At 55.1% G+C, this 15,711-nt stretch carries 15 protein-coding genes; 10 read left to right on the plus strand and 5 right to left on the minus strand.

Annotation, left to right across the window (positions count from 1 at the left end; all coding sequences use genetic code 11):
- Positions 1-113: 113 nt before the first annotated feature.
- A complete protein-coding gene (locus Q8W22_RS14540) occupies positions 114-1,034 on the plus strand; it encodes a LysR family transcriptional regulator (protein ID WP_305452827.1) in 921 nt (306 codons plus the stop codon).
- 295 nt (positions 1,035-1,329) lie between these two features.
- Positions 1,330-2,550, plus strand: a complete 1,221-nt coding sequence (locus Q8W22_RS14545; RefSeq protein WP_305452829.1) for a multidrug effflux MFS transporter — start codon at positions 1,330-1,332, stop codon at positions 2,548-2,550.
- Between the two features lie 44 nt (positions 2,551-2,594).
- Here Q8W22_RS14545 and Q8W22_RS14550 read toward each other — a convergent pair whose 3' ends face one another.
- The 3 genes from Q8W22_RS14550 to Q8W22_RS14560 are packed head-to-tail and all read right to left on the minus strand — an operon-like array spanning position 2,595 to position 5,589.
- Positions 2,595-3,821: an MFS transporter gene (locus tag Q8W22_RS14550; protein ID WP_305452832.1), complete on the minus strand. Its 1,227-nt coding sequence runs from the start codon at positions 3,819-3,821 to the stop codon at positions 2,595-2,597.
- 5 nt (positions 3,822-3,826) lie between these two features.
- Positions 3,827-5,086, minus strand: a complete 1,260-nt coding sequence (locus tag Q8W22_RS14555; RefSeq protein WP_305452834.1) for an NAD(P)-binding domain-containing protein — start codon at positions 5,084-5,086, stop codon at positions 3,827-3,829.
- A gap of 56 nt (positions 5,087-5,142) precedes the next feature.
- The gene (locus tag Q8W22_RS14560; protein ID WP_303432022.1) at positions 5,143-5,589 is read right to left on the minus strand and encodes a MarR family winged helix-turn-helix transcriptional regulator; all 447 of its coding nucleotides are present in this window, start codon (positions 5,587-5,589) and stop codon (positions 5,143-5,145) included.
- A 319-nt stretch (positions 5,590-5,908) separates the two neighbouring features.
- On the opposite strand from Q8W22_RS14560, the gene Q8W22_RS14565 reads away from it, so the two are divergent.
- A complete protein-coding gene (locus Q8W22_RS14565) occupies positions 5,909-7,888 on the plus strand; it encodes a transglycosylase SLT domain-containing protein (protein ID WP_305452835.1) in 1,980 nt (659 codons plus the stop codon).
- A 111-nt stretch (positions 7,889-7,999) separates the two neighbouring features.
- Complete coding sequence (locus Q8W22_RS14570; RefSeq protein WP_305452836.1) at positions 8,000-8,476, plus strand: nuclear transport factor 2 family protein; 477 nt, start codon at positions 8,000-8,002, stop codon at positions 8,474-8,476.
- A gap of 97 nt (positions 8,477-8,573) precedes the next feature.
- Here the strand turns inward: Q8W22_RS14570 and Q8W22_RS14575 are convergent, their stop codons facing one another.
- Positions 8,574-9,287, minus strand: a complete 714-nt coding sequence (locus tag Q8W22_RS14575; RefSeq protein WP_303432025.1) for a TorF family putative porin — start codon at positions 9,285-9,287, stop codon at positions 8,574-8,576.
- A gap of 243 nt (positions 9,288-9,530) precedes the next feature.
- Between Q8W22_RS14575 and Q8W22_RS14580 the strand changes: the two genes are divergently transcribed.
- The 4 genes from Q8W22_RS14580 (at position 9,531) to Q8W22_RS14595 (ending at position 13,564) form a co-directional block, all read left to right on the plus strand.
- Positions 9,531-11,429 carry an ABC transporter ATP-binding protein/permease gene (locus Q8W22_RS14580; protein ID WP_305452837.1) on the plus strand — a complete coding sequence of 633 codons (1,899 nt, stop codon included), beginning with the start codon at positions 9,531-9,533 and terminating at the stop codon, positions 11,427-11,429.
- A 55-nt stretch (positions 11,430-11,484) separates the two neighbouring features.
- Positions 11,485-12,282 carry a 5'-3' exonuclease H3TH domain-containing protein gene (locus tag Q8W22_RS14585; protein WP_305452838.1) on the plus strand — a complete coding sequence of 266 codons (798 nt, stop codon included), beginning with the start codon at positions 11,485-11,487 and terminating at the stop codon, positions 12,280-12,282.
- A 251-nt stretch (positions 12,283-12,533) separates the two neighbouring features.
- The gene (locus Q8W22_RS14590; protein ID WP_303432028.1) at positions 12,534-12,950 is read left to right on the plus strand and encodes a thioesterase family protein; all 417 of its coding nucleotides are present in this window, start codon (positions 12,534-12,536) and stop codon (positions 12,948-12,950) included.
- The gene (locus Q8W22_RS14595) at positions 12,947-13,564 is read left to right on the plus strand and encodes a tRNA-(ms[2]io[6]A)-hydroxylase (protein ID WP_305415591.1); all 618 of its coding nucleotides are present in this window, start codon (positions 12,947-12,949) and stop codon (positions 13,562-13,564) included. The genes Q8W22_RS14590 and Q8W22_RS14595 overlap by 4 nt, the downstream gene beginning before the upstream one ends.
- An 18-nt stretch (positions 13,565-13,582) precedes the next feature.
- Here Q8W22_RS14595 and Q8W22_RS14600 read toward each other — a convergent pair whose 3' ends face one another.
- Entirely contained in the window at positions 13,583-13,762 is a 180-nt protein-coding gene (locus Q8W22_RS14600) for a hypothetical protein (protein WP_303432030.1), read from the minus strand.
- Positions 13,763-14,028: 266 nt separating this feature from the next.
- Here Q8W22_RS14600 and Q8W22_RS14605 point away from each other — a divergent pair, with 266 nt between their 5' ends.
- Together Q8W22_RS14605 and Q8W22_RS14610 are read left to right on the plus strand one after the other, a co-directional pair.
- Complete coding sequence (locus tag Q8W22_RS14605) at positions 14,029-15,018, plus strand: alpha/beta fold hydrolase (RefSeq protein WP_305452839.1); 990 nt, start codon at positions 14,029-14,031, stop codon at positions 15,016-15,018.
- A gap of 217 nt (positions 15,019-15,235) precedes the next feature.
- Positions 15,236-15,700, plus strand: a complete 465-nt coding sequence (locus Q8W22_RS14610; protein WP_303432032.1) for a DMP19 family protein — start codon at positions 15,236-15,238, stop codon at positions 15,698-15,700.
- Positions 15,701-15,711: the final 11 nt, after the last annotated feature.

Consider the following 15,711-nt stretch of genomic DNA (forward strand, 5'->3'; position numbering starts at 1 on the left):
GATGTTGGTGGTTATCTGATGGACTACTACAACCGGCAGCGACCTCATACATTCAACGACGGCATTTCGCCCGTTGCTGCTGAGGAAAACTTTAAAATACTGTCCGGGATTAGTTGACCACTACAGTTAAAGTGGCTGAGTTTCGTAGCATCACAGCGGCGGCCACCAGTCTGAATATGCGCAGTGCTACGGCCAGTGCCGCCCTTAAGCGGGTGGAAAGCGCCCTTGGGGTAGAGTTGTTTGTCCGGACGACTCGCAGTTTGCGGCTCTCTGCTGCAGGCGAACGCTATATTCCCGAGTGTGAAAAGGCATTATTGATGCTGGAGCTTGCGCGGCAAAGCGTGAAAGGTGATCTGCATGTGGTGGACGGCGAGCTGCGTATTGCCTTGTCATCGGATCTGGGACGGAATCTGGTCACGCCTTGGCTGGACGACTTTATGGATGCAAACCCTGGGGTCAGCCTGCGTTCTCATATCAGTGATAGTAATATCGACTTTTACCGTGACTCTGTGGATATCGCGCTGCGCTACGGCTCTCCTGACCAGGCCAATCTGTATGGCTTCAAAATCTGTGATGTCCCCTGTGTGCTCTGCGCCTCGCCCCAGTACCTTGAGGCTAATGGCACGCCCAGACACCCCCATGATTTGCCGTTACACAAAGGCGTGTTTTACCAGCTGCAGGATATTGTCCACGATGTGTGGGTGTTCTCCCAAGGTGGAAGCGACTACAAGATCAAGATGAGTGGCAACCGCATCGCCAACGACGGCGATCTGGTCAGGCGCTGGTGTGTTGCAGGTAAAGGGCTCGCCGTTAAATCCTGCCTCGATATGTCGTTTGATCTGTTGGCGGGCCATGTGGTCAGCGTTATGCCGGAGTACAAACCCACTGCTTCAGAGCTTTGGCTTATTTGCCCGAGCCGACAATCGATCACGCCGGCGGTTCGCTTGCTGCGGGACACCATCCGGGAACAGTGTGCGGCAATCTTGCAGCAACTGTTTGAGAAAGGGGTGATAGAGAGGGTTGCGGTCGGATAGTTTCCCCCGGTTTTGCCTTTCTTTAATGAGGGGCTCTGCTGCTGTTCGATGTACTGAGGACGACTTCCACAATGAGAGGAATTGCTGCTGAGCAGAGTTGTCCTCTGTATGGCTTATCAAACCGGATACAATAGCAGATGGACTGCCAGGTGTTAGACGCCCGATAGATGAGGTATAAAAAGCCCGCGTGCCCGTGCGGGCTTTTTTGTGCCTTGCGGGCTGGCAGAACACAGACATAAAACACAGATGGGCTTTCACTGACTGAGGACAGCTCACCGACCAGAAGGAAAAAACGATGACAACGGCACAACCACGGCTAGGCCGACGCGGGATGCTGTTTATGCTGGTGATCCTCGGTGCCTTTCCGCCGTTGACCATGGATATCTATCTGCCTGCGTTGCCGCAGATCGCCGAGGCGTTTGCTGTCTCCCATGATGCCGTAAATCTGACGCTGGGTGGCTATATGCTGGCCTATGCCTGCGGCATGTTGTTTTGGGGGCCGCTAAGCGAGAAGTTCGGGCGTAAGCCGATTCTGTTGATCGGGCTGGCGCTGTATGTGCTGGCCAGTCTTGGCTGTGTGTTCTCTTACAGTATTGAGCCGCTGATTCTTTCCCGGGTTTTGCAAGGTTTTGGGGGTGGTGCCATCACGGTGGTGGAAACGGCCATCGTTAAAGACCTTTACAAGGGCCGTGAGCGTGAGCGGATTCTTGCCACTGTGATGTCGCTGGTCGTTATCGCGCCGTTGGTCGCTCCGGTGTTGGGGGCTGTTCTGCTGAGTGTTGCCTCATGGCACGCAATATTTGTGGCTCTCGCCCTGTTTGGCCTGTTCGCCACGGCCCTTGTGTTGCTGTTCCGGGAAAGTCTGGTTAATCGCTATGACGGGCCGGTGGTCAAGTCCTGGAGTCGGTTGGGCACGGTGCTGAGCAACCCGCGCTTTGCCTATCTGGTGTTGCTGTTTGGTATGGCGCCGATGTGCCTGATGGCGTTTATCGGCAGCGCGGCTTATGTCTATATCGATGGCTTTGGCATGTCCGAGCAGGCGTTCAGTCTGATCTTTGCCATGAATGCGGTGTGTGCCCTGATTGGCCCGATGCTGTATCTACGCCTGTCGCGGCGGATGCCGGTGCAAACCATCGTCCGCATGGGGTTTGCGGTGTTGGTGATGAGTGGTGTGATGCTGGTCTTCTTTGGCGATCGCTCACCCTGGCTTTTTGCGGCCTGTGCCGCCGTGGCCACTCTGTCTGTGGTCGGCCTGCGTGTGCCCGGCACCAATCTTATTCTGGAACAACAGCAGCGTGATACTGGCTCGGCGGTGGCGCTTGTTCATTTTATCACCAGTATGTTCGGTGCCATGGCGGTGCAGCTTGTCGCCGCCCATTCCGGCAATATGACGTCCACTCTGGGTGGCCTTTTTATGGTGGTGGGGCTGCTCTGCGGTGTTATGTGGCTGGCGGTGCAGGGGCGTCCTTTTGTGATGGATCATCTGACGAAATACGATAAAGCGGAAGTGATGTAGGGCCTGTATCTGTGGCTACAGGCTCTGTCTGTGGTTGTTGCGATTTATGTTCCGGCCTTGTGCTCTTGTGTCGGGCTCTTGGTAACAAGTGCGAGGCCAAACAATACCGGTACCAATATCGCCAGGGCCAGCATCAGGTTGAGGGCGTTGTCGGGTGTGTCGGAATGTGTCCAGTATACGGCAATCAGCCAGGGTGCTGCCGCTCGTGCCAGTGACATGGGAATCAGCATAATGCCGTTGATGCTGCCGTAGTGGTGGCGCGTCAGCAGTTCCGGTACGGCCATGCCGCGCACGATGGTAAAGATGCCGTTTGCGCCGCCATAAAGCACACACAGGGCCGCCAGTGTAAACGCCGATGGCGGTGCTTTTAATAGCAGGATCGCTAGCGGAAATGCAACGCTGGCCAGCAGGCCAAGATGTTTGATGGAGATTTCCCGGAATAACAGCAGCAATAGTCGGGCACCGACCTGGGCCGGGCCAATCAGGGCAATGGCGAACACGACGGCTTGAATATCGGAAGACAGGGCAACCAGCAGCGGATAAATATGGTAGGTAAAGCCAGAAAACAGCGCCATATAAAAACAGAAAGAAGCGGTGAGCAGGTAGAATCTCGGGCTGTATAGCATCGCCCGAACAGGATTGTCCGGGGAACTGGGGGATGCGGTTGTTGTGGGCTGGTGCCGGGTTGTGTGATCGGCCACCGTGGCTGATCGAATGGCCCAAAAGTACAGTGGGGCGGCGACGGCAATATTGATGGCTGCCAGTCCCAGTAGTGCGCCGCGCCAGCCCAGGTTGTCGAGCATCCATTGCAGCAGCGGTATAAACACCGTGCTGGCAAAACCGGCCCATAAGGTGATGGTGGTGATGGCGGAGCGGGCTTGTTGCGTCCCTAACTGGCGTATGGTGACGGCAAAGGCGGGTTCGTAAGATAACGCCGCTTGTAGTACTCCTAAAGTGATCACGACACCATACAGCGCCGTCATGGTGTTGATACTGGACCAGCCCAGCAGTGCAAGGGAAGCAGCCACCGTCGCGCCAACCATTAATGGACGACCATGGCCACGATCAATCAAAGCCCCCACCGGGTAGGCGGCTAACGCAGCCGCCAGCAAGCCCAGTGTGGCAGCCCCATAAATATCCGCACGGCTCCAGCCCAGTTCATTACAGATGGCCTCGGCAATCAGGGGGAAGCTGTAATACAGCGTTCCCCAGGACACCATTTGACTGATGCCCATCGCTGCCACAAAGCTGCGATGGGCGGGTGCAGGCAACCTGCTCATCCCTGGCAAGATGACGTGGCTGGAGAGGGTGCCGCTGCCGTCGTCGAGGCCTGGGCGGCGGCGTACATGGCGTTGCTGCCTAATGCGGTAACAACCGCGGCCACTTGTTTGTAACCGGTACGCAGCAAAAAGGTTGGTGCACGGCCATAACTCTTGATGCCCAGGATAAACAGGCCGGGTTCCGGGTGGGAGAGTTCTGCCAGGCCGTGTTCAGGCACCGAACCACAGCTGTGCTGATTGGGGTCGATCAGAGGGGCCAGTCGTGTTGGGCTTTGTGTGGCCGGGTCCAGAGAGGTACGGACTTCGGCCAGCAGGCTCAGGTTGGGACGGAAGCCGGTGGCTGCGATGATGCGATCGACGGGCGGCAAGGTACGTGAGCCACTGCGTACCATCAGCTGGCCGTTATGGCGCTCGATGGCTTCGATTTCCAGTTCGGTAAATACTTCGATACGGCCTTGCTCCAACAGCTCTTGAATGCGGACTTCCAGGCGTCGGCGTTCCTGCAATTCATCATTGGCGGGGGAGCGAACCACGTTGGTGACAGAGGCATTACGTACCCCCCAGAGTACACGCATGCCTTCGTGTTGCTCAGCCAGCACCACCAGATCCTGCAACGCGTTAAACGCCGAATGGCCACCGCCGACAACCAGCACTGATTGGTTGACGTATTGGTCGCGGGCAGCACCAAGAATATTGGGCACACCGTAGGCGATGGCGTCTGCGGCGGCATTTTCCCCGAGTGCTGGAATGCCGTGGGTTCCCAGCCAGTTAGGGGTCTGATAAGTGCCGGAAGCGTCAATCACCGCCTGTGCGACAACGTCGCGTTCGCCGTCAGGGCCGGTAACACGGAGCACAAACGGGGACTCGTTACGGCCGCCGGTGCGCAGTACATCATGGTTGAGACGGCTGACCGACTGAACCTGGGTATTCAGCTGCAGATGAGGGGCAATGGCCGGGTGAGAGGCAAGTGGTGTGACATACTGTGCCAGTAATTCCTGGCCAGTCGGGAAATCGCTGGCAAGCGGGTGGTTCCAGCCCTGTTGCTGCAGTAATGTAGCGGCGGCGGCATCGACGTTGTAAGCCCAGGGGGAGAACATGCGCACATGGCCCCAGCGTGCCAGGTTGGCACCGGCCTGGTCTCCGGCTTCAAATACGATGGGGGTGTAGCCCTGATCAAGCAGGTGAACGGCGGCACTCAGCCCGATAGGGCCTGCACCGATAACGGCAACCGGTAATTGGGATGTGGTTTTGTTCATAGCATGGTCTCCATGATTAATGTTGTTACTAACAACTAATTGGGTAAAAAAATGGGCTATGAGCCCAGGCGATCACGAGCGGCTTGGGTCAGCTGCCGGATCAGTGTTAATGCGCCATCGACCACTTCAGCGGGAACGTCTTTGATCATGGACGCTTCTTCCGCGATCAGGTCTTGATGGATGGTCTGGTATAACGCTTCGCCAGCAGGAGTCAGTGAAAGTTGCACTGCGCGCTGGTCGGCCGGGTCGTGGGCCTTGAGTACATATTGCTTGCGCAACAGGGAGTCGACGACCCGGCTGGTGGTGCTTTTGTCGAGATACATCTCATCGGCCAGCGCCTGAAGGCGTAACGGGCCACGCTTGACCAGGGTTTCCAGTGCGTAGCACTGGGCCACCGAGACATCGTGGTGGCAAATGCAATCACGGTCGCGGAACTGGTGAACACGGATAAGTTGGTTCACTGCTTCGTAGAGTTCCTGAGCGCGTTTCGAGCTGGCGGACATGGCGATGGGTGTCTCGTTAATGGCTGCGTTAATTGGTTGTTAGTAGCAACTATAAAAGTGCCTGTTGATGGTTGCAAGCCCGAATTTCAGAAATGGGTTCTGATGGGGTTCGGGCTTGTGCATAAAATATACAAGAATGATAAATAAGGCCGTCACATGGCTGGCTGATTCGAGCCATTCTCTTTTTTTTTGCATAAATATGTCCGAGGGTCTCACAAACGGTTGACCCTGACCTATCATTGGATGAGGATTTCCATACCACTCACTAACATTAGTAAGCTCAATGACCCTACGACACCTTTCTGTAAGCTTGCTGATCATGTTGTACAGCATTGGCGCGGTCGCCGAGCAAGGCACCGACACTATTCCAACACCGGAAGCGGAAGCTGCTGCGCGTGCGCAATTCGTTGAAGTGGAACAGCAACTGGACACCGTGCCCTATGAGGCAGTGGCCGATCTGATTGAGCCATTACAGGGTTATTCACTGTACCCGTATTTGCAATATCAGGTTTATCAGCGTTTCCCAGAGCACCTGACCCAGGCTGAGGTGAATCGTTTTCTGGACAGCTACCCACAGTTTCCCCGCCGTATTTATCTGCAAAATACCTGGCTGAAGCAACTGGCCAAGGAAGAGCGGTGGCAAGAATGGCTCACGGCCTATCAGCGTTTGCCAAGAAAAGGAGCGGCCTATCAATGTGATCTGGCCATGGCGTATCTGCAAACCGATCAGCAAGAGCAAGGGTTGGCCCTGACGGATTCGTTGTGGATGGTTGCCAAATCCCAACCGGCAGCCTGTGACCCTCTGTTTGCGCAGTGGAGTCAATACGGTAATCCAACCGCAGGTATGGCCGCGAAACGTTACTGGCTGGCCGCGCAGGCGGGCAATATGCGACTGGCGCGTTATCTGCACCGTTTTATGGATGCCGATGCCAATGCTCTGGCGAGCCGCTATGAAACCCTGTCAAGTCATCCGGGCCAGGCGCTGACGGCGGACTTGTCGGTCTTTCCGGAACCGGCCCAGCGCCGTTTGCTGGAACAGTATTTCCAGCCGCTGGCTCGTCGGTCGGCCGAGACTGCGGCACAGCAGTGGCTGAAATACCGGGCAACATTGCCAGAAGCCTCCTCCCTGATTGCACCGCTGGATGTGTATATCGGCAAATGGTTGACCTATTCCCAAACCGATACCGCGACGGCGTTGCTGGCTGGTCTTGATTATGACTATCAGTATCCGGAGTTGACGGAATACCGGCTGCGTCGGGCTCTGGGTGCAGAGATTATCGACTGGACCGGTGTACTGACGTTAATTGATACCTTGCCTGCTGACCTGCAAGCCTCGGATCGCTGGCAATACTGGTATGCCAATGCGGTGCAGAATCAACCGGGCGATAGCGCGGCAGCAGAGATGCAAACCGTCGAGCAAACCTGGAACCAGCTGGCACAATCGCGCTCGTTTTATGGTTTTCTGGCCGCGACCCATCAACAACTGCCTTTTAATCTGAATAATCAGCCGTTTAGCGTCAATACGGATGTACTCACAGAGATACAGAATGTCCCGGCGATTCAGCGGGCCAAAGAGTGGCTGGCGTTGGAACGGAACAAGGATGCCGAACGGGAGTGGCTTGCTGCCCGCGCCAGTCTGGCACCGGTCAAACGACAACACATGGTCGCGCTCTCCCTGGACTGGGGCTGGCATCACCGGGCCATTATGGATGCGATTCGCCAGCGCCAGTGGAATTATCTGGAAGCCCGTTTCCCGGTGTTGTTCACCGACCTGTTTGAGATTCAGGCCAGAAAAAACGAGATCGATGTGACCTGGGCGACAGCCATTGCCCGTCAGGAAAGTGCCTTCAAGCCAGCGGCGCAGTCTCCGGTAGGAGCTCGTGGCCTGATGCAGCTGATGCCCGCTACGGCCAAGACGACCGCCAAAAAACATGGCGTGCCACTGGCGGCTGCAGAGCAGCTGTTCCAGCCAGAAACCAATATCGCGCTGGGCACGGCTTATCTGGCAGAAATGTTCCAGCGCTTTGATGGTAATCGGGCTTATGCCAGCGCCGCTTATAATGCCGGGCCACACCGTGTTGAACGCTGGCTGGAAGAGCGTGGCCACTTGCCTCTGGATGTCTGGATAGAAACTATTCCGTATGCCGAAACCCGCCAGTATGTGCAGAATGTGTTGGCCTTTCGGGTGATTTATGCCCAGAGGGCAGGTCAGGAGGTGGCGATGTTTTCTCCGGATGAACAGGTGATGTTGGCGTATCAGCCGCAAGCCGAGGCCGTTGATATCGATACGCCGAATTAAGGCTTGGGGTTGGATCGCTGGTCTTCAAGGGCCTGTGTGGTTGGAAGCATGGGCTGATTGAAGCCAAGTTGATGGCAGTCTGACCGACTGACTGGCTTCAGGTTGCGGCCTGTGAATACACTGCCAGTCTTTTATGAATCCATCGATCTGGCGGAGTGGAATATGAATATCCAGCGTTTTATGGCGGGCTACAAAGAAGCCTGGGAATCCCGCAGCCCGGACAGGTTTGCCATGCTGTTTCACGAAGACGGCAAATACCACAATACGCCGTTTCAGGTGCAGGTGGGCAGGGCGCAACTGGCAGAGTACTGGACGCGGGTGCAATTACAGGAGGATGTTCAGCTCACGTTCGAGATTCTGGCCAGCCAGGAAGGTACGGGCATGGCGCATTGGCACGTTACTTATCAAGTAGCATCGGAAGAGCTTTTTCAAATCTGGGCCAGTTCAACAGGGACCGGCTTGCCCGACAGAAAGCCCGGAGACCCGCTGCCCAGAATGGTATTGGATGGCGTGCTGGAAGCATCGTTCTCGTCTGATGGCTGTCGTGAGGCGAGGATCTGGTGGCACAGCATGCCCGAAGGGGCCTGAAGCCGGTGGTTCAAACAGTCAGGGCGCTGATGCTTGCTGGCTGTTTGAATCATCAGCGACTGCGACTGCGGTAGTGATCGCAGTGATGGAGCAGCGCTTACCAGAGATCAAAATAGCGGTGAATGCCAAACTGGAAGGTCGTGCCGGCGTCATAGTCGCTGGTCAGGTTGGTACGTTCCAGAGTCAGGCGGTAATCGTATTGCTTGTAAGTACGCTCGACACCGACCCGGAAATGCCAGTAGTCATCGCGGTAATCACTGCCGAAGTTATAGTCGTCATCAAAGCCGAGATAACGATGGCGGGCAGTGTAAAATTCAAAATCGAAGTTGCTGGTGTGGAGGGTGTATGAGGCTTCCAGTACCCGGCGGGCAAATTCGCTGCCCATAAAATTATTGGTCTGGCGTACACCCAGAACCCATGCCTGCTTATAGGTTGCGCGCAGAAAACCTTCGCCGTAGCTTTGTTCGCTGCTTTCCCAATCGCCATGAAAGGTGTTGCGCATCACGCCGAGGTCGATGCCCCAGTGGTGGCTAATGGGGCGGGAATAACCGGCAAACAGGTCCCATTCCGAGTGCGTGTGATCGTCATTACGCTTCAGTTCACTGGCCCAGATTCCGCCATACAGGCCGGAGTTGTGTATATAGGTTGCTCCCAGCTGGGCTGCGTATTCACCACGGGTTTCACTGATTCCATCGCGTAGGTATTCCGTTACCAGTCCCAGATTGGCACTGAGTTCGGCGTGGCTGGTCGATGTCATGGCAGCAGCAGCGGTGCAAGCAAGCAGGGGGGCAATACGGCGTACAGACAGCATGGTGGCGTATTTTCTCTGGGTTGGGTCTAATCAAAGGCGGCTATCATACGCGAATCAATCGCAGTCTGTCGCCCTGGTGTTGTGTTCTGACTGCGGTTTTCGGATGACGTTCGCTTGAACCTGGCTATACGGCAAGCAATTCCGGCAAGTGGGCGACGATGTGGTAAATTCCCGCCTGATCAATTCTTTTGTCTGTTGGTTCGGCAGTGGCCGTTCCGACCGTAATTATAGAGCACCTTCTGGATGAAATCCTTTTCACCGGCGCGTGGTTATGACCCGGTTCCCCCTTCCCGCAAGGGCTGGGACTGGCTGACAACGCTGTTGCCGTATCTGTTTGAGTTTCGTTGGCGTGTGGTTGTGGCCTTGCTGTGTCTGGTGGGAGCCAAGCTGGCCAGTGTGGGTATGCCGTTTTTGCTCAAGCATCAGGTCGATACCCTGAATCAGTTGCCGTCCGGTGGCGTGCCGCAGGAGCAATGGTGGCTGTGGTTTCCGCTGGGGTTATTGCTGGCTTACGGTCTGGCGCGGCTGATGAGTGTGTTGTTCGGCGAGTTGCGAGATCTGGTGTTTGGCCGGGTCAGTGAACGGGCCATGCGGCGGATGGCGCTGCGGGTGTTCCGGCATTTGCACCAGTTGAGCCTGGCGTTTCATCTGGATCGTCAAACCGGAGCCTTGCAACGCGATATTGAACGGGGCTTGCAGGGCATCAGCTTTTTATTACGGTTTATTGTCTTCAATATTCTGCCGACCCTGCTGGAATTGCTGATGGTAACCGGGTTGTTGCTGTTTAATTATCCGCCGGTATTTGCCCTGATTACCGCGGTGGCTGTGGTGGTTTATGTAGGTTATTCCTTCCGCATGACGGAGTGGCGGACGCAGTATGTACGCGAGGCCAACCGTATGGATTCCACCACTCATGCCCGTGCCCTCGACAGCCTGCTGAACTATGAAACAGTCAAATACTTTAATGCCGAGTCGCGGGAAGCACAGCACTACGACGAGTCGCTGGCCGAGTGGGAGCAGGCGCGGCAGAAAAACCGTTACACCTTGTTTGGCCTGAATGCCGGGCAGGCGCTGATTATCAGTACCGCGATGATGTCGATGCTGATGTTTGCGGCCTGGTATGTGGTGCAAGGCACCATGACGATTGGTGATTTCACCCTGATCAATGCTTTTATGTTCCAGTTGTTTTTACCGTTGAATTTTCTTGGCTTTGTCTATCGTGAACTAAAAGCATCCATGGCCAATATCGAACGTATGTTCGAGCTGCTGGATGAAGAGTCGGCGGTGAAAGATGACGGCACTGCCGTCCTGGATCTCAAGGGTGGCGAAGTGACTTTCCGGCAGGTGAGTTTTGGTTATCGGGACGATCACCAGGTGCTGGATCAGCTGGATCTGACCATTCCGGCGGGTAAAACCCTGGCCATTGTTGGCGGTAGTGGTGCTGGCAAGTCGACCCTGACCCGCTTGTTGTTTCGTTTTTACGACCCTTCCGCAGGGGCGATTCTTATTGATGGCCAGCCAATTGATCAGTTACCGCAGTCGGTGCTGCGGGCCACGCTAGGCATGGTGCCACAAGATACCGTGCTGTTTAACGATACCCTGAAAAACAATCTGCTTTATGCGCGCCCGGACGCCACCGATGAGGAGCTGCAACAGGTGCTGACCATGGCGCATCTCGACAGTCTGGTGCAGCGGCATAACGATGGCTGGCATATCGTGGTGGGGGAGCGCGGCCTAAAGCTGTCCGGTGGCGAAAAGCAGCGTATCGCCATTGCCCGTATGTTGCTCAAACGCCCGGCGATCATGCTGTTTGATGAAGCCACCTCGTCGCTCGATTCCCATACCGAGCGCGGCATTATGGATGCCATCCGGCAAGTCTCGAAAGGTCATACCACGTTGATTATTGCCCACCGGTTGTCGACCGTGGTCGATGCCGATGAGATTGCGGTGATGGAAGGCGGGCGCGTGGTTGAACGGGGTAGCCATACTCAGCTGCTGTCTCAGTACGGGCGGTATGCCGCACTCTGGCAGGCCCAGCAACATCAGCCATTGAATCCCGACAGTCATTTCGACAGTCATTCCGACCTTGAAGCCGATACCCGGGCTGTGGGGATCACCAAGCACAAGCGTACTGATAAATAATGACAATCGCTCCTGAGCAAACAGGATGGACAATGGCACGCAAGGAGAGCTATCCATGCAGTTACTGATTATCGACGCCATGAATCTGATTCGCCGGGTCTATGCCGCGGTTGAAAACAGCTCTGCCGCCCTGGAAGCGACTGCCAGTCGCGCCATTACCATTATCAACAGTAATGCCGCCCGGCTGGAGTGCAGCCATGTTGCCATGGTATTCGAAGATCATGGTGAGACCTGGCGTCATCGGCTGTGGCCAGACTATAAAAAAGGTCGGCCACCAATGCCGGAGGCCCTGCACGCTGGACTGGAAATGCTGCGTCATCAGCTGGAACTGGCGGGGGTCTACTGCTTTCGCCAGGATGGCTGGGAGGCCGATGATGTCTGTGCAGCATTGGCCAGCAAAGCGGCACTGGCGGGTGTCTCCAGTGTGATTCTGTCAACGGACAAAGGCTTCTGCCAGTTGGTGAACAGCCGTATCCGGGTCGCCAATCATTTTGACCGGCAGTTACTGGACGAAGCGGTGGTTTATGCCCGTTATGGCTTGCGGCCGGGCCAGCTGGTGGACTTTTGGGCCTTGACCGGAGATACCACCAATCATCTGCCTGGCGTCCCCGGTATTGGCCCCAAAACGGCGGCACAATTACTGGATCATTGTCAGCGTCTGGACCGGATATTGATTGCTTTGGAACAGTTGTCTGAGCTGGCCGGGGTGACGCCTCGTATCGTCGACAGCTTGCAGACGCATTGGCAGCAAGCTTTGTTGACGCGGGAGCTGGCACGGTTGAGTGACGATATGCCACTGGGTATCAATCTGCATGATCTGCGTTTTCAGGTACAGGATGCCGAGGCGTTCTAGCTGTTGCCCTGATTGGGTTTTCATCTGTTGGCCGTTACGGTTTTCTGGTTCGCATATTGAACACATCTTGAAAAATAAACCTGAACACAGGATGGCGCGAGGGAATTATCCCGAATAATCAAACGATCGTTTGAATGTGTGCGCCAGTTTACATAGAATCGATGTCTTGAAGGTGCTGGGTATCAAGTTGTCAATGAACAAGGCTTGGTGTCTGGTTGCCCAAACTGGATGAGACGATCGAGGAAATATGTATGTCAGTGGATATCAAGGTTCGTGGTTACCATCTGGATATTTATCACCATGTAAATAACAGCCGCTATCTGGAGTTTCTGGAGGAAGGGCGCTGGGATTATTTTGATCGTCACCGTTTTCTTGATGTTATTGATGATGACCAGCTGGCGTTTGTGGTGGCCAATATCAATATTTCTTACCGTCGTCCGGCCTTTGATGGCGAGGTCATTCGTATTGTGACGCGCATGGGCAGCATTGGTAACAAGAGCGCCCAGATGCAACAGCAGGTGATGTTGCTGGAAAACGGCGAGCCAACAGAGCTGGTGGCTGACGCGACGATCACCTTCTGCCTGATGGATGCAAAAACCCAGCGAGCGATCGCCATTTCCGGTAAGGTGCGCGCCGTTCTGGAAAAGATGATCGAGGATGGACTATGACACTCGACGACGTATTGTCTGAGATTAACACCTTCCTGGCGTGTGCAACGCCAGATGCCTGGGTGGAGGAAGCCCTGAAGCAGCAGGATACGCTGCTGATTGACCATGCCAACTGTGAGAAGAAAGCCGCCACCACGGCCATGAACCTGCTCTACAAGCATGTGGACCGGGAAGATTTGCTCAAAAAAATGAGCCAGTTGGCACGTGAGGAATTACTGCACTTCGAACAGGTGATAGCCATTATGCGAGAGCGTGGTATTGCTTATCGCCATGTATCGTCGTCGCGTTATGCCGCCGGTTTGCGTGAGGCGGTACGCAAGGGTGGCGAACACGAACTGATCGATGTGCTGATTATCGGGGCGTTTATCGAGGCCCGTTCCTGTGAACGGTTTGCCAAGCTGGCGCCGTTGCTCGACAGTCAGCTGGAAAAATTCTATCGCTCGTTATTGCGTTCTGAAGGGCGGCATTATCAGGATTATCTTGGCCTGGCACAGCAATATGCCAAAGAGCCAATTGATGAGCGCGTGGCATTTTTTCGCGCTCTGGAAGGCGAATTGATAGAACAGCCGGACAGCGAATTTCGCTTCCATAGTGGTATTCCGGCTGCTGCTTGATGGTGCTGTCGGTGTGGCTCAGTCGCGACAGGCGCGAATGATTTTCTGACAGACATCCGTAACCGTGAGGTACTGCTCCTCACTGATTACCTTGGCGTCAAAATCCCGTTGAGCCTGGGATAACCGGGCCTGAGCATCTTTCAGGTCGGTGAATCGTCGGTTAGCTTCAAGTGCGCGTGTTACAGCTGGTGCGGTCATTGTGATTCCCTTTGATGTGGTCGTTTCAGAAATAACTATCTGATGTATAGCGTGCTCCGGCCGTACTGCATCGTGGTAGAGAAAATAGTGTGCAGACTGTGCCCCGCTAACTCTTGTTACCCGTTGATCCTTCGCCAAACAGTCTACTGCGTTTTGTCCAGCGCTGGTTTGATCAATGCCCAGTTTGTAGCAGTAGATTCTGCCCCGTGTGTTTTTGACGGTGGTGTCAGAGCGACATGGTTCGTCTCAACAGGATGATAATTAGTATGCCGAAAAATATGACAGTGTGTGGTGTCACAGGTTGGAAAAAGGTCACGGTCGGCTCGATTTGTGGCTATTGGCGACAGGGCAGTGTCGGCCAACCTGTCTTACACCTGTTACATGGAAATGGCTTCAGTGGCTTGTCGTTGTTGGCGTTGGGGAATGCACTGCCAGAGGATTGGTCGTTGCTGCTGAGTGATATACCAGGGCATGGTGGATCGGCCCCGACTGCTCACCGGGGTTTCCCGGACTGGCGGTTGCTGGCGGCGGATCTGACCCACTTTGTCCAGCAGGTGGTTGCCACGGAATGGACGCTGTTGCCCGACTCCGGGCATCTGCCACGGCCAGAAGTTGTGGGTATTGGTCATTCCATGGGCGGCATATTGACGTTGATGATGGCGGAACAGTGCCCGGATCTGTTTCAGCGCCTGATTCTGCTGGACCCCGTACTTTTTCCTCCCGCTTTGATTGGTTCCCAGAAACTGCTGCAAGTGACTCATTTGTGGCGGCACAATCCTTTGGTGCGGCGCGCAGCAGCGCGTCGTGCCCGTTGGGAATCGCCGGCGGCGGCGGCAGAGTATCTGGGTAGCAAATCGTTGTACAAAGACTGGCACGCTCTGGCGTTTAACGGGTTTTTAACAACCGGTTTGCGGCCAGCAGGAGCAGGAGCAGGAGCAGGAGCAGGAGCAGGAGCAGGAGCAGGAGCAGGAACCGGGGCCGTGGAGTTGGCGTGTGCGCCGCAGTGGGAAGCGCTGATTTTTGCTTCTGCTCCCCTGGGTTTATGGCGTGCCGTGCGTAATATGACGGTGCCGGTGCATTTGCTGGTGGCCACTACGGGGTTCAGCTTTATTGCACCGGGTGCGCGCCGGGCTGCCAGGCTTAATCCATTGATGAGTGTCGAGACAGTGGCGGGTAATCATTGTTTTCCGATGGAGCATCCCGAGCCAACTGCGCGACGTATGGTGGCGTTGTGTTCCACTATTGATACGCTCTGATTTTTGCTTTGTGGCGGAGGTCTGCTGCACAGTCTGATGGTGTTGTATCAGGCGTTCATATCGCTGAATAAAAACTGATCGATCGGATAGAATCGCCCAGTTTGGCAAAGCAAATGGATATGGTGGAAAAACAGTCAGTAAAGGCTTTGCAAATACTATTGCTTGGGCTATCTTGGCCAGACTGAAATTCAATTGTGAGAGTGCTGAGTTTAGACGTATGAACATGGAGATTCAGGCGGCGCTGGACGTTGCTGATGAGACTGATTCATTTCTTCAGATCACGGATGTGATCTACGATAAAGAAGCAGATTTGGGCTACGAGTCCCTGAGTGATGCAGAAAAAACCGTTTTTTGTATCGACAGTCTGCTCAGAGAAATGGAAAACGGCGGTTTTGTGCAGTTTTTTCACCATGAGGTTGGCGCTCAGGCGGAAGACACTTTAGCTGCATTGGAGCGGGTCAAATCCCGCGACATCCACGCGATATTCGACGAGTTGCTGGATCTTTTCCCCGATCGGGCGGTGCCTGCAGATGAAGACGCTCGCAGTGCTCTGGTCAGTCAGCTGGAAGACGATTACCGGAATGAGTTGGAAGAGCTGGATGAGCGCTTTTATGAGGTCAGTGACAGCCTGGTTGGCCTGACCCTGAGTTTTGTTGCTCGCAATGTAAAAAGTTTTCGCTAGTATCGCTCAGG

The organism is Oceanobacter sp. 1_MG-2023, from assembly GCF_030689025.1.
GTDB lineage: Bacteria > Pseudomonadota > Gammaproteobacteria > Pseudomonadales > Oceanobacteraceae > Oceanobacter.